A 16,338-nucleotide genomic window follows, 5' to 3' on the forward strand; every position below is an offset into this window, starting at 1 on the left:
CGGAAATAGTTGAGTGATGATAGAGGTATTTAGTAAATATGCTTTAAGGCGATATATTTTTGAGAATGAGAAAGGGAAGACTATTATTGATTGGCTGTTGTTGCGAGTAAAGACTTAACGCTTATTTAGAAAACGAAGATCAAATGAACAGGATTAAATTTTATGGTAAATGAAAAAGTAGTGCCGACTCAGCGTTTAAGGATTAAGTTGCGGGCGTATGATCATAAAATGTTAGATGATTCTCTTGCAAAAATTGTAGAAACGGCAAGACGTACCGGTGCGGCTATAACGGGACCTGTGCTTTTGCCTACCAGCATAAAAAAGTATACGGTTAACAGATCTGTGCATACCGACAAGAAATCGCGCGAACAGTTTGAAATGAGAGTTCACAAGAGATTGGTCGACATTCGCGAACCTTCTTCAAAAACTGTTGAGGAACTTATGAAACTTGATTTGCCAGCAGGCGTCGATATTGAAATCAAGATGTAATGGTTAAAATATTTGAATTTTAGAGAGAAAATATGTTAAAATCTATTATTGGAAAAAAAGTAGGCATGACGCAGGTTTTCAACGAGAAAGGGAATGTCGTACCTGTAACTGTGGTAGAAGCGGGACCCTGCATTGTCACAGGCGTGCGCACGGTTGAAAAAAACGGTTATGCCGCTGTTCAGCTTGGTTTTGGGGAAATAAAGGAAAAAAGCCTCAGCAACCCACAAGTGGGATTTTTTAAGAAAAACAATATATCGTGCAGAAAAATTATCAGAGAGTTCAGAGTCTCTGACGCGAGTGGTTTTTCTGTCGGACAAGAAATAAAAGCGGATGTGTTTAAAGCCGGCGATTACGTTGATGTCTTTGCTCTTACAAAAGGCAAGGGCTATGCCGGAGTTATTAAGAGACATAATTTTGGTATGCAGCCTGTTTCTCACGGGCAGTCTGATAGAACCCGCTCAAGAGGTTCAAGTGGCGCGCAGGGACCTCAGAAAGTTTTAAAAGGCATGAAAATGTCCGGACATTTAGGCAATGAATATGTTACGGTGCAGAAGTTGCTTGTTGTAAATGTTGACGCTGAAAAAAATATTTTGCTTATTAAAGGTTCTGTTCCTTCTGTTAATAAAGGAACGTTGTTTATAAGCAGTACGCTTAAAAAAATTCCAAAAATTTCAGTCGTGCCGGAAAAAGCAAAAGCTAAGAAGAAATAGTGTTACTGTTTTACAGCTTATGTTTGGCTTGGTTGAAATTTAGTTTGATTTGAAATGTGCGGTTTTGAGCATTTTTGAAATAGGCAACTGTCGCTTTTGAGTATGTCCTAGCGGATTTCGCGGTAAGAAAGCGAAGGTGTAAAATAGTTGTGTGTGAAGAATTTGGTTTGACGCAAAAGGCATGACGCTTACTGAGCTTTAGATATTTACCGCTTTGAAACCGGTTCGTAATTTGAAGCGGTTATTTGGTGTAGCTTTAGATAAAAATATAACGGATTTCCCCGCGATGTTTTGGATGAGGCTAAAAGAGAGAAAGTAAAATGGAAACAACAGTTTATGATGCAAAGGGCGACGAAAAAGGGAAAATAGAGCTTCCCTTTTTTTTCGACGTAAAAGTGTCCAGCGCGCTTTTGCATGAAATTACGACAGCGTATTTAAATAATCAACGGACTGGCACGCACAAAACAAAAACGAGAGGCGAAGTATCTTTTTCAGGAGCAAAACCATGGAAGCAGAAAGGTACGGGCAATGCTCGCGCGGGACAGAAAAATTCTCCGTTATGGAGAAAAGGCGGCATCATTTTTGGACCTCAGCCTAGGGATTATTATACAAAAATGTCAAAGCAGAAAAAGAGACTTTCTTTGAGTATGGCATTTTCAGCGCAGCTTCAAAACGGCAATATAATTGTTGTCGATTCGATAAAAGTAAGCGAAGTTAAGACGAAAAAAGTAGCGGAACTTATAAAAAATCTTAAAGTTGAAAATAAGAAAGTTGTTTTTGCGATTCCTGACGACGCGGATTTTAAAAAAGCGGCAAGAAATATAAAAAACGTCGTAATTGAAAATATTAAAAATATCAACGCGTATCAAGTTCTCTGGGCTGACAAACTGATTATTACTCCCGAAGCTGTTAATTTAATAAAAGAAAGACAGTCCGCCGCCGTATAAAGTAGAAATTGTCTTTTGTTATTTAGGAAATAAAATGGATATAAGACATATTATCAAGAAACCGGTAGTAACGGAAAAAGCCACAATTATGAAAGAAAAAAATAATAAATATACTTTTGTGGTAGATAAAGGTGCAAATAAATTTCAAATAAAGCATGCCATTGAAGCTTTGTTTAACGTAAAAGTAAAAAGCGTTCACACTTCAAACTATGCGGGAAAAAGCAGGAGAGTGGGAATGCATGGCGGCTCTGGGCTGGGCTACAAGAGTGATTGGAAAAAAGCGATAGTAAAACTTGGCGAGGGACAGGAAATTCAATTAGTCGACGAAGTCTGATTTCGGACGTGGTTTTTGTTGAAAAGCAACTTACTTTTCAACTGATGTCAAATCTGGTTATGGTTGTGCGATAAATGCGTAATTTGAAGTATCATGGATGAAGTCAGGAGAAAACAACATTTGTTTATTATAGAAACAGCTATGGGCGCAAATAAGATAGAGGTGTCGAAGACGTTTGCCCGATAACAGGAAAAAGCAATGCCGATTAAAACATTTAAGCCGTATACGCAGTCAAGAAGACATATGTCAGTTTCAAGCTTTTCAGATATCACAAAGACGAAGCCTGAAAAATCGTTGACAAAAATAATAAAGAAAAAAGGCGGTCGCAACAATACCGGGCAGATAATGGTTCGTTTCAAAGGCGGCGGCCATAAAAGATTTTACAGAATTATTGATTTTAAACGGAATAAATTTAACATTCCGGCAGAGGTAATGTCAGTAGAGTATGACCCTAACCGTTCAAGCAGAATCGCTCTTCTGCAATATAGGGACGGCGAAAAAAGATATATAATCCACCCTATAGGCGTAAAAGTTGGGGATTTGCTTGTGTCCGGTCCTGACGCTGCAATAAAACCGGGAAATTCTCTTCCTATTGCGAATATACCTGTGGGGACTTTTATACATAATTTGGAGCTTGCAGCGGGTAAAGGCGGACAACTCGTCCGTTCTGCCGGCGCCGCGGCGCAGCTTCTTGCCAAAGAGGGCGATTACGCTCATATAAGAATGCCTTCCGGCGAGATAAGGCTTATCAGAGTGAGCTGTTATGCAACAATTGGTCAGGTGGGAAATTTAGATCACGAAAATATCACTCTGGGTTCTGCGGGTAGAAATCGGCACATGGGCAGAAAACCTCATGTGCGCGGAACCGCGATGAACGCCGTCGACCATCCGCACGGAGGCGGCAGAGGCAGATCTAAAGGCAATAATCAGCCCAGGAGTCCTTGGAACCAGCCTGCTAAAGGTTTTAAGACGAGACCTAAAAAAATCTGGGATTGGACAATAATCAGTCATCGTAATAAAGCTAAGAAGTAGGTGGAGGAAAAAATAGATGAGTCGTTCAACAAAAAAAGGTCCTTATGTAGATGAAAAACTTTTAAAGAAAATGCAGAAACTTAATAAAACCGGCGACAGAAAAGTTATTAAAACATGGGCGAGAGCGAGTGTTATAACTCCGGAATTTGTCGGACATACGATAGCGATACATAATGGCAAGAAGTTTCTCCCGGTATTTATATCGGAACAAATGGTGGGTCATAGACTTGGGGAATTTTCTCCGACAAGGACTTTTAAAGGTCATAGCGGAATGACAAAACAAGAAACGTCTCTTGTATAAGCAAATATAAATAAAAATATGCAACGGTTGTGCTTCGTCGAAGGTGCAGTGTCGGCAGCTGTTGTTTGAGCGAAAGTGTTATTGTTAAACGTAAAAGGATATTTAGATGGAAGCAAAAGCAACGGCAAAGTTTGTAAGATATACTCCAAGAAAGGTAAATCAAGTTCTTGCGCTTGTCAGAGATAAAAAAGTCAGGAGAGCGTTTGAGGTTCTTTCTTTTCTTCCTAAATCGGCCGCCTCGTTTGTTGAAAAGGTCTTAAAAAGCGCGGTCGCAAATGCAGGAAAACTCAAGGATTATTCAAATCTCAAAGTGAAAGAAGCGTGGGTCGGAAACGGACCGACATTAAAAAGAATGAGAGCTGGATCTAAGGGGAGAAGCATGCCGATAAAAAAAAGGACTGTTCATCTTACGATAGTTGTTACAGATGTCGGCGTAATTCCGGAAAAAACAAAGAAAAAAGCGGACAAAAATAAAGTAAAAACGCAGGAAGCGGAGTAAGATAAAAAATTTTTAGGAAAGGTAAGAAAAATGGGGCATAAGGTACATCCAAAAAGCGTGAGACTAGGGTATATTCAAGACTGGGAATCTAAATGGTTTAATATAAAAGAGATGCCCAATTTTATAGAAGAGGATTACCACATAAGAGTTTATTTAAAAGATAAACTTAAATTAGCTGCGGTATCAAAAATTGTTATAGAGAGACCCGGTAAATATTTACGCATAAATATTTATACATCTCGTCCGGGCATTGTAATCGGAAAAGGCGGGCAGGGTATTGAGAATTTGAGAAAAGAAATTGAAACTATGTCGGCAAAGAAAACTTTTGTAAATGTCATGGAGATTAAAAGACCTGAAATAGATGCTCAGCTTGTGGCTGAAAGCATTGCATTTCAGCTGGAAAAACATGTTGCTTTCAGAAGAGTAATGAAAAAAGCGATTGAAAGAGCGATGATGTCGGGGATACAGGGGATAAAAGTGATGGTTTCGGGCAGGCTCGGCGGCGCAGAAATTGCAAGAACCGAGTGGCTTAAGGAAGGGAGAGTTCCTCTGCAGACATTCAGAGCCGATATTGATTACGGTTTTGTGGAAGCGTATACGACTATGGGACAGATAGGCGTAAAAGTGTGGATATTCAAAAAAGAACTTTTTAAAAAGACAACTAAAGAATTAATTGAAGAAGCAAAAGTTGTTGATTTAAATGCGGTGACGGAACAGGTGCAGACTGCTAAGGCGAAAGAAGAATCTAAATAATTGATGCATAAAAAGTCAGAGGACATTTATAATGTTGATGCCGAAAAGAGTTAAATATAGGAAAATGCACAGGGGAAGGATGAAAGGCAAAGCCAAAGGCGGTACTTCGTTGGCTTTTGGCAAGTATGGACTTCAAGCTCTTGAACCTGTGTGGATAAACAGCAATCAGATAGAAGCGGCTCGTATTGCGCTGTCGAGATCTGTAAAGAAAGGCGGAAAAGTTTGGATTAGGATCTTTCCCGATAAGCCGGTCACAAAGAAGCCTGCCGAAACAAGAATGGGTAAAGGTAAAGGCGATCCGCAGTTTTGGGTGGCGGTGGTCAAACCCGGAAGAGTAATGTTTGAAATGGAAGGTATTACGGAAGCGGAAGCAAAGAAAGCTCTGACGCTTGCTTCAAACAAACTTCCTATACATACAAAGATTTTAGTAAGAGCCGATATTTGAGGATGCAATGAAAAGTAAAAATTGGAATGAAATAAAAAATATGTCGGATGTCGAATTAAGAGCGGAGCTTGGCGAACTGCAGGATAGAATTTTCAGATTGAGATTCCGTCATTCGACATCTCCTGTCAAAAATCCTCTTGAAATAAGGAAAATAAGAAGGAATATAGCGAGAGTCAAAACTCTTATTAACTGGAAGAAGAGTCTAAACAAGATAAATAACGGGAAGGAACAATAATGTCAGAACGTGGAAAACGCAAGTTCCGTACGGGCGTAGTTGTAAGCGACAAAAACAGCAAGACAAGACGAGTCTCCGTTGAGAGGACGTATCGGCATTCTTTATATGACCGCGTGCTTCGCAGTAAAAGTAAATTTGTCGTGCATGATGAAAAAAATATTTCTCATACGGGCGATAAAGTCAGGATAATGGAGTCGAGACCGTTGTCAAAGACAAAAAGATGGGTCTTGGTCGAAGTAATAAATAAAATATCAGCAATCTGAAAATAAGCTTTTGGCGAAGGATAACGGAATGATTCAAGAGAGAACTATTTTAAACGTTGCGGATAATTCGGGAGCAAAAAAAATCCGCTGCTTCAGGGTCACTAAGGGTTTAAAACGTCGGTATGCCAGCATAGGCGATGTAATCCATGCGTCGGTACAAGATGCGTTGCCGCATGCAAGTATTAAAAAGGGCGATGTCGTTAAAGCCGTAGTAGTGCGTACGGTAAAAGAAATCCGCCGGATAGACGGAAGCTATATTAAGTTTGACGACAATGCAGCCGTTATTATTAATGACGAAGGTGAACCAAAAGGAACGCGTATTTTAGGTCCGGTCGCAAGAGAATTGAGGGAAAATAATTATCTTAAAATAATTTCTTTAGCGCCGGAAGTGATATAACTTTTATCCTGTCGTGTTTACCTGTCTGCCGAAAGATTGAACGACAGGTGAAGGCGTCCGGCCTGTCATTGCAGAGGGCGAAGCAAAATATTTGCGCTTATCTGTCTGTTACTTTAAAAGAACATAATAAGCGGAGATTTCCGAAAAAGGCGGTAAATAGATGTTTGGATATTTCGGAAATGAAATAGCTGTTTTATCAGTGCGGCGAGTATTAAGAAAGGGAAATATAACAAATGCTTAACATTAAGAAAAAAGACAAGGTGATAATTTTATCGGGAAAAGACAAAGGAAAAAAAGGCGAAGTTATTTATGTTTCCCCTGATAAAGATAGAGTTATCGTTGCAAAAGTAAATTTTGTCAAAAGACATACTAAACCCACGCAGAGAGAGTCGGGAGGGATTTGCGAGAAAGAAGCTCCTGTCAACATAAGCAAAGTTATGCTTATATGTCCCAAATGTGATCAGGCTTCAAGACCTAAATTTGACAGGCTTTCCGACGGGAAAAAGGTAAGAGTATGTCGCCGTTGTGGCGAGATGATAATTTAGTGCTTTGTCTTTTGGTTTTTTTATTTGCGGAAATCTCTTTAGTCTGCGGTTTTTGACGGGCTTTTTTAGTTTTGTTTAGCAGAAAGCTGAGAAAATCCTCATTAAAAAATACTCTAAAACGGTAGAAGCATAAAGGAAACGGATAAGGAAAGAATAATGAATCAGCCTCGTTTAAAAGAACTTTATAATAAAAATGTAAAAGCGGAACTCAGAGAAAAGTTCAACTTTAAGAATATTCACCAAGTTCCAAGTCTTACGAAGATTGTCGTAAACATAGGCTTAGGTGAGGCAAAAGAAAACATTAAAGTTTTAGATATTGCAACAGAGGAGCTTGCGGCGATTACTGGGCAAAAACCTTTAATTTGCCGTGCGAAAAAATCGGTATCAAATTTTAAAATACGACAGGGAATGCCTATAGGCGTTAAGGTAACGCTCAGAAACGCCATGATGTATGAGTTCTTAGATAGGCTTATCAATATTGCAATGCCGCGTATAAGAGACTTCAGGGGTATTGAATCTGATAGTTTTGATGGGAAAGGTAATTTTAATTTAGGACTTACAGAACAATATGTTTTTCCTGAAATAAACGTTGAAAAATCGGATAAAGCGAGAGGTATGAATATCACTATAGTGACGACAGCGGAAAAAGATGAACATGCAAAAGTGCTGCTTGAGTCTTTTGGTATGCCGTTTAAAAAAGTAATAGTCAAAAGTGGCAAATAAATTAAAGGATATTTTTCTATGGCAACAACTTCAGCAGAAGCAAAAATGCGTAAACCTCAAAAATTTGCAACGCGCTACAGAAATAGATGTCGTCTGTGCGGAAGACCGCGTGGCTATTACAGAGATTTCGGGATTTGTAGAATATGTCTGCGCAAATTAGCGCACAACGGCGAAATACCGGGTGTTACTAAGTCAAGTTGGTGATAACTTTTAAGAGAAGAGGTCAGTTTGAATGATTACAGATCCAATATCAGATATGTTTGTGCGCATTCGCAATGCAAATTTAAAATTACACGAAAAAATTAATATTCCGGCTTCAAAATTAAAAGTAGCAATTGCAAGGATTTTGAAAGAAGAGGGGTATATTACAGATTACAGAATCGAAAATGTTGAAAAGCAAAGTCATGGCATTTTGAGAATTCATCTTAGATATATCCACGGAGGCAAATCAGTTATTCAAGGAATAAAAAGAGTTTCAAAATCAAGTTTGAGAATATATAAGGGTTATGCGGATATGCCTAAAACCGTCGGTGGTTTGGGTGTTACCATTGTTTCTACATCTAAAGGTTTAATGACAGACAGACAGGCGAGAAGAGACAAAATCGGCGGAGAAGTGATAGGATACGTCTGGTGACGCAGGACAGACGGGTTAATGCGGCTGTTATTTTTAAGAATGAACTCCTAAGATATCTGACTGTTTAGCAGAAAATTTATATTGAGGATCAAATAATGAGTCGTTTAGGTAAAAAGCCGGTTTTTATGCCGGAAAAAGTGAAAGCGGAGTTTAAAGATAGAATACTTGAAGTAACGGGTCCTGCCGGCAGGCTTTCGCAGGCAATTGATAGGAAGATGAACGTAAAAATTGACAAAAATAGTATCCTTGTCGAAGCACTCGGAGACTCTCGCCAGCACAATATGCTGCACGGTCTTATAAGGGGACTTGTTGTCAATATGGTTGAAGGCGTTACAAAAGGTTTTAAGAAAGAACTTGAAGTAATAGGACTTGGCTATAAAGCGAATATAGAGAACGGAAAAAACTTAGTTATGACTGTGGGTTTCTCTCATTTAGTGACTCTTCCGATACCTTCCGCGGTGAAAACTACAGCGACTCTTATGCCAGATAAAAATACTTTGATTACGGTGTCGGGGACCGATAAATATGAAGTCGGAGCATTCGCCGCCCGTATAAGAGCTGTGAAGCCGGCTGAACCTTATAAAGGTTTTGGTATAAAGTATTCAGGCGAAAAGATTATAAGAAAGGCTGGAAAGGCAGCGTCAAGTTCAGGCAAAAAATAGAGGATTAAATGAAAGATTCAAATAAAAGATTTACTTACCGCGTGAAGAGAGTTAGAAACAGAATTAACGGAACGGCTGATAGACCACGCTTAAGCGTTCACCGCGGGCATAAACATATTTATGCGCAAATTATTGACGACGGCAAAGGCGTCACTCTTGCCTCGGCATCGACATTGTCGCCGGAACTTAAAGGAAAATTTGAAGTTACCGATACTGTGGCAGCTGCTAAGTCTGTCGGCGGGTTAATTGCAAAAAAAGCGGTTGAAAAAGGCGTGAAGAAGGTTGTTTTTGATCGTAGGGGCTACGAATATACTGGTAAAATTAAAGCTCTTGCAGATACCGCGAGAGAAAACGGACTTGAGTTTTAATAAATTTCTTTTTCCTCCCTTTTTGCGAGGATGAAGAAAAAGTATTGTTTTATTTTTAAGTGGTATATAGAATTTAAGCTGACGCAGAATTTAAATTGACATTGTCCGTTTTAGACGTCAATAAATAAACGCTTATCCGTAATTACTCATCTATCAAAAAACTCTTTCTGTATTTTGCATATATAATCTTTGTTTTCCTACTGAGTTATATGTTAACCGTTTTTGTGCTTATGGAGTCTTTGTCTTATTTTGTTTTTTTTAATATCGCGTCGGTTTTATAGTTTTTTTTCTCTTCTTACTGTTTGAAAATAAAACAATATGTTCCAACTTAGTGCTAGAACTGCTCTTTCTCTTTTCTGTCTCGTGTCTATTCTTTTTTTTGATGCTTTTGTGCATAAATCTAAAGAAGTATGCTTAATAACAATATTTTTATTTGTGAAAAAGATAAAAAAATGATAAAATTAAAAAAATATTAAATTATGAGAATAGAGCGCGTTTAAAAGATATAAACGCCTCCTTCAACTTTTTCTTCTTCCTTTACAGAGACTTGCATAGTTTATTTATGGCTGATATGCTCTTGTTTCCTAAGTAAACAGATGAGTTTGCCGATGCTCTAAGAGTGCAGCTCGCTTCTAAATATTTTCGCCTCATTTGAAAAGACAGATAAGTTTGTTGTCGGTAGCGAGGCAATAGCCGTACGGAAACGTCGTATAGGACTGTCCTTGAATCGCGTTATTGCCAGTCGAGCGTGGTGTTTTATGGAGCTGAATGTTTTTGACATTCAGGAATCCGTCAAAGACAAACAATACTTAATAAAAGAGTTTTGATGTAATTAAAGTTTTTACTATTGCGGAAAGCGGAGTTTCTCTAAAGGTTAACGAGAGAATTGAAAAATTGCGCGATTGTCATTGGGATAACGAAAAGAATGATTGAGTAAAAAAGAAGATAGATAATGTTAAAAACGATTATAGCAATTATACAAGCAATAATGCTAGTGTCGTTTTTCTACACGTATCGGGTGTGTCGCAAGACTCCGCTTACAACACCATAACCACAACGAGATTATCCACCATCACGCTGACAAGAGCGAGGCGTTTAATACTAATCACAGCAATAGCGCTAACATGCTCGCGTTATCGTCCGAAACCGACGCCGCGTGTGGATTGTTTTTTAAGTGGGGGCATTGTGTTGATAGTAACCGCAACTCTGCCAATAATTTGGCGTCTGGCATATGTCCGCTTACTGTACTTGCAGCTTACACCTCTGCTTCCTGCTATGATAGAGAGTGTGAAACATTCATTTATGGAGGCTATCAAATGAGGAGAGCGAGGTAACATTTTACGGACAAAACCTGTGCCGCATGTCCTACTGAAGGAACTTGATAGAGCTAGGAGAGTGTCTTTGTGCAAGAGTGGCTACGCGTACTCAGATGATGAACTAATAAGCGTAACTGCGTTTCTTAAACAAAAGGGACTTATAGCATCAATGACTCCTGATACTCTTGTAGTACGGGCAGCAGACAGAGGTACAAAGATACGCGAGGAAGTTAGTTATGGTATAAGCAAGATGAAGACATATCCAGACATGTTTTTTAGCAGGATAAGTCTCGGCGACAAATCATTTAATCGTAACAATAGGAAATGATAAGTTAGAGGAGCTGTTTGGCGATGCGCCTAATTGCTTTTTTACTCTTTCTACGAACGAACTAAAAAGAGTCAGGATGTGTGCTTGTGAACTTATCAACTATGCAAGAAATAGATTATAAGCTAGACGATAGCGATGCCGTACTATAGAAAGAAACGGATTTAGATAAAAGATTGAAAAATTTATTGAAGCTAAAGATGTTAGAAGTGGTCGGAGATAGAGATAACGTCGAAATAGCGGCGTGCAGTTTTAGGAGGAGGATAAGTTGGCTGAACAATCAAGACAACAACAAAACGACAGCGGTTTAAAAGAAACAGTAGTCGCCGTCAACAGAGTGGCAAAAGTTGTTAAAGGCGGCAAGAGATTTTCTTTTAACGCTTTGGTGGTTGTAGGTGATGGATCCGGAAAAGTAGGCTGTGGACTTGGCAAAGCAAACGAAGTGCAGGCTGCGGTTCAAAAAGGTAGAGTGCATGCTTCAAAAAATATGATTCCTATTCGTCTTAAAGGAAGTACTATTCCGCATGAAATAATTGGCGTTTTAGGTTCGGGAAAGGTTTTGTTGAAGCCTGCCGCTCCCGGAACAGGCGTTATTGCGGGCGGTGCTGTAAGAGCAGTGCTTGAAGCTGTGGGAATAAAAGATATTCTTACGAAATCAATGCGTTCTTCTAATCCTTTTAATGTAGCTTATGCGACAATTGAGGCTCTCAAGTCGCTTCGCTTAAAAGAAGATGTTGCTAAAATCAGAAGGAAAGAGGTCGCGGAAATATGATAGGTTTAGATAATTTAAAACCTGCACAGGGTTCAAAGCACAGAAAAAAGATTGTCGGGCGCGGGGTGGGTTCCGGTCACGGTCGCAGTTCCACACGCGGTTGTAAAGGACAAAAATCGCGTTCTGGAGACGGATCGAAAAAAGTGGGCTTTGAAGGCGGACAGATGCCTATTTTTAGGAGGATTCCCAAGAGAGGTTTTAACAATAGTCGGTTCCGCAAAGAATATGAAATTATCAACGTTAATGATTTAAATAGATTTGAAGCAGGCGTCGAAGTTACTCCGGTACTGCTAAAAGAAGCGAATCTTGTTGCCAAAATCAAGCTTGTGAAAATTTTAGGTTCTGGGGATATTAACAAACCTTTGACGGTGAAAGCCGCCGCCTTTTCAAAATCTGCGCTTGACAAAATTAAAGCTGCCGGCGGAAAAACTGAAATTATTTGACGAGACGACAAATAAAAGATTTTGAGGATCGTTTAGGCGACTTGAAGACGATATTAAATGCGGGATTTACGGATATCTTAAAGTTTTTGCTGTTCTTTTAGGTGAAGCAAGAATCTGCTATCGCATACGGAATATTTTTTATTTGCTGTTATATAAAAACGGGAAACAATAACAATATGCTTAAGACTTTTACTGATATATTTAAAATATCTGAACTGCGCAATAAAGTGCTGTTCACTTTGTTTATAATTATTGCTTATAGGATAGGAGCTATAGTTCCTATTCCGGGCGTCAATACTGAAGCGTTAAAGTCTTTTTTTGACGCGCATAATAACGGTCTTTTGGGTTTTTTAGATATGTTTTCGGGCGGAGCTTTAAATAGAATGTCAATTTTTTCTATGGGTATTATGCCGTATATTAATGCGTCTATTATAATGAGCTTAATGCATGGCGCTCACCTAATACCTTACTTGGACAAACTTGAAAAAGAAGGGGAACACGGTAGAAAAAAACTTACGCAGATTACAAGGTATGGAATGGTGATGTTAGGCACGCTGCAGTCTTTCGGCTGGATAATGATGATAAGCAGAATGCCTGCTCCGTCTGGAGTGCCTATAGTTGTCAATCCGTCGTTGTCATGGATTGTTATGGCGGTTTTAACTCTTGTTACGGGTTCCGTGTTAATTATGTGGCTTGGCGAGCAGGTTACAGAAAGAGGAATAGGAAACGGCATCTCTCTTGTAATTTTTGCAGGTATAGTAGAGAGACTTCCGCATTCAATGCTAAGCATTATAAAACTTGTGCAGATGGAAGAAATTTCGGTATTGTTCGTTTTGGCGCTTGCCATTATTGTGATTGTGGTTTTAGTTTTGGTTGTGTGGATTGAAACTGCGCAAAGAAAAATCCCTGTTCATTATGCAAAAAGAGTGATCGGTAGAAAAATGTACGGCACTCAGACGTCTTTTCTGCCGATAAAAGTTGACCAATCCGGCGTTATTGCCGTAATATTTTCAGTATCTGTTTTGTCTGCTCCTTTGACGTTAGCTCAGTTTACCCCGGGATGGACGTTTTGGGGTTTTCCAATAGCTAGGAAAATTACGGAATGGCTCAGTCATAACGGTTCCATAGTGTATAGTTTAGTTTATGCGTCTGTTGTTATTTTCTTTTGCTATTTCTATAATTCTATATCTTTTAATCCTAAAGACTTGTCGGAGAATATGAAGAAATCGGGCGGCTTCATACCGGGTATAAGACCCGGCGAACCGACTTCCGTGTATATACAGAAAATTTTAGAAAGGGTTACGCTCGGCGGAGCATTGTTTGTTGCTTGTATTGCCGTTCTGCCGGATTATTTAAGGTCGGTGGTTAGCGTTCCGTTTGTTTTCGGAGGAACATCGTTGCTTATTGTTGTAGGTGTTTCGCTTGATACTATCGGACAGATAGAATCGCATCTTATTATGCGTCATTACGAAGGATTTGTGAAAGAAGGACGCATAAAAGGAAGATGGTTCAACGTAAAATAAAGTATGAATTATATAATTTTGGGACCTCCCGGAGCGGGTAAAGGCACGCAGGCGAAAAACATTGCCGGAAAGTTTGGCATGGTTCATTTGTCTACGGGCGATATGTTCAGGGAAGAAAAAGAATCGGACGAAGTTGTGAGTAAGCTCCTCTCGGCGGGGCAGCTGGTTCCTGATGAAATAGTTGTCAATATGGTGAAAAAGCATCTTGAAAAAGATGACATAATAAAAAAAGGATTTCTTTTGGACGGGTTTCCTAGAACCGTGAAACAGGCTGAAGAATTAGACGCGGTGCTGAAATCCAAAAATATAAAAATAGAAGGAGTTCTTTTGATAGATGTTCCTTTTGAGGAAGCGGTTAAGAGAATAGTGGGAAGAAGAATTTGCGTATGCGGGGCAAGTTATAATATGACGTTGTTGCCTCCAAAAGAAGATGGAAAATGCGACCGATGTAGCGGCAAGCTGTTTCAAAGAAGCGACGATAAAGAAAATGTTGTCAGAGAAAGATTTGCCGTTTACGAAAGACAGACGAAACCTTTAATTGAATATTATGAAAAAAGCGATACGCTTATTTACATAAATGGTTTGAAAGACGAAAAAGACGTATTTGCGCAGATAAGTAGCTGCATTGCGAATGGATTATAAATTTTTTAAGAAACAAAACGTAGAATTAAAAACTCCAAAAGAAATTGAAAAAATGAGAATTGCCGGCAGAGTCGTGGGGGAAATACTGCAGAAACTCTCCGGAATAATAAAACCCGGAATAACGACGAAAGATATAGACGTTTTCTCAGAAAAATATATAAGGTCGCTGAAAATGACGCCTGCATTTTTAGGCGTTAGAGGAATAAGTTATCCTTTTCCAGCTTCTGCCTGCGTATCGATAAATGACGAAGTAGTACACGGGATTCCGAACGCTTCACGCGTGCTTAAATCGGGTGATATAGTTTCCGTAGATATAGGAGTAATTTACGAAGGCTATTATGGCGACGCGGCAATGACCTATGCGGTGGGCAGTGTTTCAGCCTCCGCCGAAAAACTTCTTGAAGTTACCGAACTATCTTTACAGAAAGGTATTGAACAATCGTTGTCGGGTAAAAGACTCGGCGACATTTCTTATGCGGTTCAGAAGACGGCGGAAGATGGGGGATTTTCTGTTGTAAGGGATTTTGTGGGACACGGGATAGGAAGATCTTTGCATGAAGATCCTCAAATTCCAAATTTTGGCAAAGCTGGTACTGGCATTAAGTTGCTTCCCGGTATGGTGCTTGCGATAGAGCCTATGATAAACACCGGAAGCTGTGAAGTCTGTATGACAAATGACAACTGGACGGTTGTTACAAAAGACGGCGGTTTAAGCGCCCACTTTGAACATACCGTCGCGATAACCGAAAACGGTTATGAAATTTTGACAAAGGTGTAGAATGAGCAAAGAAGAAAAGATTATTGTTGACGGAAAAGTTCTAGAATCTCTGCCGAATGCCGTGTTTAAAGTAGAAATTGAGGGAAAACATGTGATTCTGGCGCACATATGTGGTAAAATGAGAATGCACTACATAAAAATTCTTCCCGGAGATAAAGTAAAAGTTGAACTTTCTCCTTATGATTTGACAAGAGGAAGAATAACATACCGAGAGAAATAGAAGACCGTTTTGATGCTATTTGGCTTTCTGTCCGTAAAAATGAATTTTTTTCTTTACGTTTACAAAGATGGTCGTGATAGAATAAAAAAAATTAACGGCGGATTTAAGGCGGCAGTTGTTTTGTAATGAACCGCTGCGTCTCTCTTTTTTCCCCTTTTCTCTTTTGTGTATTGCGACGACATACATATAGAAATAAAACGGAGCGCTAAATGAAAGTCAGAGCATCAGTAAAACCGATTTGTCAGAAATGTAAAGTGGTGAAACGCAGAGGCGTTGTAAGGATAACGTGCCAAAATCCGAGACACAAACAGAGACAAGGATAAACAAAGACAGAATTGAGATTGAGCGTCAACAGAAACTACAGCATATTCTGTCAGTAAATATTAAGCGGTGTCAGAATTATTTCTGATAAATCGATTGGAGGATAGATAAATGGCGCGCGTAGCCGGAATAGACTTGCCGAAAAATAAAAGGCTTGATATAGCGTTAAGATATATTTACGGTATCGGACCTGCCATATCAGACGAAATTATTGCGGAACTTTCTTTGGATCCCGCAAAAAGAGTTAAAGATTTGACAGAAGAAGAAGTCAGCAGTATAAATAATCTTATAACAAAAAATCTTAAAGTTGAAGGAGACCTCAGAAGAGAAATTCAATCAAATATCAAAAGACTTGTGGAAATAGGAAGTTACAGAGGTTCGCGCCACAGAAAAAATCTTCCCGTTAGAGGGCAGAGGTCTAAAACCAATGCGCGCACAAGGCGCGGCAAAAGAAGAACTGTCGGAGCGGGCAAAGCGCCGTCTCCGAAGAAAAAGGGTTAGAAAATATAGCGTTGTCGGTGATGTTTTATCTGTTGTTGTGGACAAACGCAGCGAAGTGGAAAAATAGTCTGCGGGAAAGTCCGAATACTTAGTAAAAGAAACGACAGTTTCCTCAAAGGTTAAACGGCAGTTCGCAGGAAGCTGCGGCGCTGTAGTATGT

Annotated in this window: 26 protein-coding genes; all 26 read left to right on the top strand. The window is 39.4% G+C overall.

Annotated features, from left to right (window positions below; translation table 11 throughout):
- Nucleotides 1-162: 162 nt before the first annotated feature.
- The 26 genes from rpsJ to rpsM all read left to right on the top strand — a co-directional run bounded on the left by rpsJ (nucleotide 163) and on the right by rpsM (nucleotide 16,178).
- Entirely contained in the window at nucleotides 163-489 is a 327-nt protein-coding gene (gene rpsJ, locus LE179_RS05685; protein WP_374129411.1) for a 30S ribosomal protein S10, read from the top strand.
- A gap of 32 nt (nucleotides 490-521) precedes the next feature.
- A complete protein-coding gene (rplC, locus tag LE179_RS05690; RefSeq protein WP_374129412.1) occupies nucleotides 522-1,199 on the top strand; it encodes a 50S ribosomal protein L3 in 678 nt (225 codons plus the stop codon).
- A gap of 320 nt (nucleotides 1,200-1,519) precedes the next feature.
- The gene (gene rplD, locus LE179_RS05695) at nucleotides 1,520-2,146 is read left to right on the top strand and encodes a 50S ribosomal protein L4 (RefSeq protein ID WP_374129413.1); all 627 of its coding nucleotides are present in this window, start codon (nucleotides 1,520-1,522) and stop codon (nucleotides 2,144-2,146) included.
- 34 nt (nucleotides 2,147-2,180) lie between these two features.
- Nucleotides 2,181-2,480: a 50S ribosomal protein L23 gene (gene rplW, locus LE179_RS05700; protein WP_374129414.1), complete on the top strand. Its 300-nt coding sequence runs from the start codon at nucleotides 2,181-2,183 to the stop codon at nucleotides 2,478-2,480.
- A 198-nt stretch (nucleotides 2,481-2,678) separates the two neighbouring features.
- Nucleotides 2,679-3,512: a 50S ribosomal protein L2 gene (gene rplB, locus LE179_RS05705; RefSeq protein WP_374129415.1), complete on the top strand. Its 834-nt coding sequence runs from the start codon at nucleotides 2,679-2,681 to the stop codon at nucleotides 3,510-3,512.
- Between the two features lie 16 nt (nucleotides 3,513-3,528).
- Nucleotides 3,529-3,813, top strand: coding sequence for a 30S ribosomal protein S19 (gene rpsS / locus LE179_RS05710; protein ID WP_374129416.1), 285 nt, complete (start codon nucleotides 3,529-3,531; stop codon nucleotides 3,811-3,813).
- Nucleotides 3,814-3,919: 106 nt separating this feature from the next.
- Nucleotides 3,920-4,312 (top strand): 50S ribosomal protein L22, encoded by a 393-nt coding sequence (rplV, locus tag LE179_RS05715; RefSeq protein WP_374129417.1) that lies wholly within the window; start codon nucleotides 3,920-3,922, stop codon nucleotides 4,310-4,312.
- Nucleotides 4,313-4,342: 30 nt separating this feature from the next.
- Entirely contained in the window at nucleotides 4,343-5,065 is a 723-nt protein-coding gene (gene rpsC, locus LE179_RS05720) for a 30S ribosomal protein S3 (protein WP_374129418.1), read from the top strand.
- A gap of 31 nt (nucleotides 5,066-5,096) precedes the next feature.
- The gene (rplP, locus tag LE179_RS05725) at nucleotides 5,097-5,510 is read left to right on the top strand and encodes a 50S ribosomal protein L16 (RefSeq protein ID WP_374129419.1); all 414 of its coding nucleotides are present in this window, start codon (nucleotides 5,097-5,099) and stop codon (nucleotides 5,508-5,510) included.
- Between the two features lie 7 nt (nucleotides 5,511-5,517).
- Nucleotides 5,518-5,745 carry a 50S ribosomal protein L29 gene (rpmC, locus tag LE179_RS05730; RefSeq protein ID WP_374129420.1) on the top strand — a complete coding sequence of 76 codons (228 nt, stop codon included), beginning with the start codon at nucleotides 5,518-5,520 and terminating at the stop codon, nucleotides 5,743-5,745.
- The gene (gene rpsQ, locus LE179_RS05735; protein WP_374129421.1) at nucleotides 5,745-6,008 is read left to right on the top strand and encodes a 30S ribosomal protein S17; all 264 of its coding nucleotides are present in this window, start codon (nucleotides 5,745-5,747) and stop codon (nucleotides 6,006-6,008) included. Before rpmC ends, rpsQ begins: the two co-directional genes overlap by 1 nt.
- Before the next feature lie 28 nt (nucleotides 6,009-6,036).
- Nucleotides 6,037-6,405 (top strand): 50S ribosomal protein L14, encoded by a 369-nt coding sequence (rplN, locus tag LE179_RS05740; RefSeq protein ID WP_374129422.1) that lies wholly within the window; start codon nucleotides 6,037-6,039, stop codon nucleotides 6,403-6,405.
- A 233-nt stretch (nucleotides 6,406-6,638) separates the two neighbouring features.
- Complete coding sequence (rplX, locus tag LE179_RS05745) at nucleotides 6,639-6,950, top strand: 50S ribosomal protein L24 (RefSeq protein ID WP_374129423.1); 312 nt, start codon at nucleotides 6,639-6,641, stop codon at nucleotides 6,948-6,950.
- Nucleotides 6,951-7,106: 156 nt separating this feature from the next.
- Nucleotides 7,107-7,673, top strand: coding sequence for a 50S ribosomal protein L5 (rplE, locus tag LE179_RS05750; RefSeq protein ID WP_374129424.1), 567 nt, complete (start codon nucleotides 7,107-7,109; stop codon nucleotides 7,671-7,673).
- 18 nt (nucleotides 7,674-7,691) lie between these two features.
- Nucleotides 7,692-7,877, top strand: a complete 186-nt coding sequence (locus LE179_RS05755) for a 30S ribosomal protein S14 (protein WP_374129425.1) — start codon at nucleotides 7,692-7,694, stop codon at nucleotides 7,875-7,877.
- 28 nt (nucleotides 7,878-7,905) lie between these two features.
- On the top strand, nucleotides 7,906-8,307 hold the full coding sequence (gene rpsH / locus LE179_RS05760; RefSeq protein WP_374129426.1) for a 30S ribosomal protein S8: 402 nt from the start codon (nucleotides 7,906-7,908) through the stop codon (nucleotides 8,305-8,307).
- A gap of 95 nt (nucleotides 8,308-8,402) precedes the next feature.
- Nucleotides 8,403-8,969: a 50S ribosomal protein L6 gene (gene rplF / locus LE179_RS05765; RefSeq protein WP_374129427.1), complete on the top strand. Its 567-nt coding sequence runs from the start codon at nucleotides 8,403-8,405 to the stop codon at nucleotides 8,967-8,969.
- Nucleotides 8,970-8,977: 8 nt separating this feature from the next.
- The gene (rplR, locus tag LE179_RS05770) at nucleotides 8,978-9,337 is read left to right on the top strand and encodes a 50S ribosomal protein L18 (RefSeq protein WP_374129428.1); all 360 of its coding nucleotides are present in this window, start codon (nucleotides 8,978-8,980) and stop codon (nucleotides 9,335-9,337) included.
- A gap of 1,909 nt (nucleotides 9,338-11,246) precedes the next feature.
- Nucleotides 11,247-11,750 carry a 30S ribosomal protein S5 gene (gene rpsE, locus LE179_RS05775; RefSeq protein ID WP_374129429.1) on the top strand — a complete coding sequence of 168 codons (504 nt, stop codon included), beginning with the start codon at nucleotides 11,247-11,249 and terminating at the stop codon, nucleotides 11,748-11,750.
- Nucleotides 11,747-12,193 (top strand): 50S ribosomal protein L15, encoded by a 447-nt coding sequence (gene rplO / locus LE179_RS05780; protein ID WP_374129430.1) that lies wholly within the window; start codon nucleotides 11,747-11,749, stop codon nucleotides 12,191-12,193. Before rpsE ends, rplO begins: the two co-directional genes overlap by 4 nt.
- Nucleotides 12,194-12,369: 176 nt before the next feature.
- Nucleotides 12,370-13,716: a preprotein translocase subunit SecY gene (gene secY, locus LE179_RS05785; RefSeq protein ID WP_374129431.1), complete on the top strand. Its 1,347-nt coding sequence runs from the start codon at nucleotides 12,370-12,372 to the stop codon at nucleotides 13,714-13,716.
- Between the two features lie 3 nt (nucleotides 13,717-13,719).
- Complete coding sequence (locus LE179_RS05790; protein WP_374129432.1) at nucleotides 13,720-14,358, top strand: adenylate kinase; 639 nt, start codon at nucleotides 13,720-13,722, stop codon at nucleotides 14,356-14,358.
- On the top strand, nucleotides 14,348-15,136 hold the full coding sequence (gene map, locus LE179_RS05795; protein ID WP_374129433.1) for a type I methionyl aminopeptidase: 789 nt from the start codon (nucleotides 14,348-14,350) through the stop codon (nucleotides 15,134-15,136). The genes LE179_RS05790 and map overlap by 11 nt, the downstream gene beginning before the upstream one ends.
- Nucleotide 15,137: 1 nt before the next feature.
- Nucleotides 15,138-15,356, top strand: coding sequence for a translation initiation factor IF-1 (infA, locus tag LE179_RS05800; protein ID WP_374129434.1), 219 nt, complete (start codon nucleotides 15,138-15,140; stop codon nucleotides 15,354-15,356).
- A gap of 209 nt (nucleotides 15,357-15,565) precedes the next feature.
- Nucleotides 15,566-15,679 carry a 50S ribosomal protein L36 gene (gene rpmJ / locus LE179_RS05805; protein WP_374129435.1) on the top strand — a complete coding sequence of 38 codons (114 nt, stop codon included), beginning with the start codon at nucleotides 15,566-15,568 and terminating at the stop codon, nucleotides 15,677-15,679.
- A gap of 109 nt (nucleotides 15,680-15,788) precedes the next feature.
- Nucleotides 15,789-16,178, top strand: a complete 390-nt coding sequence (gene rpsM / locus LE179_RS05810) for a 30S ribosomal protein S13 (RefSeq protein WP_374129436.1) — start codon at nucleotides 15,789-15,791, stop codon at nucleotides 16,176-16,178.
- The last annotated feature ends 160 nt before the right edge of the window (nucleotides 16,179-16,338 follow it).

The sequence above is a fragment of the Candidatus Endomicrobiellum agilis genome (genome assembly GCF_020328115.1).
Classification (GTDB): Bacteria; Elusimicrobiota; Endomicrobiia; order Endomicrobiales; family Endomicrobiaceae; genus Endomicrobiellum; species Endomicrobiellum agilis.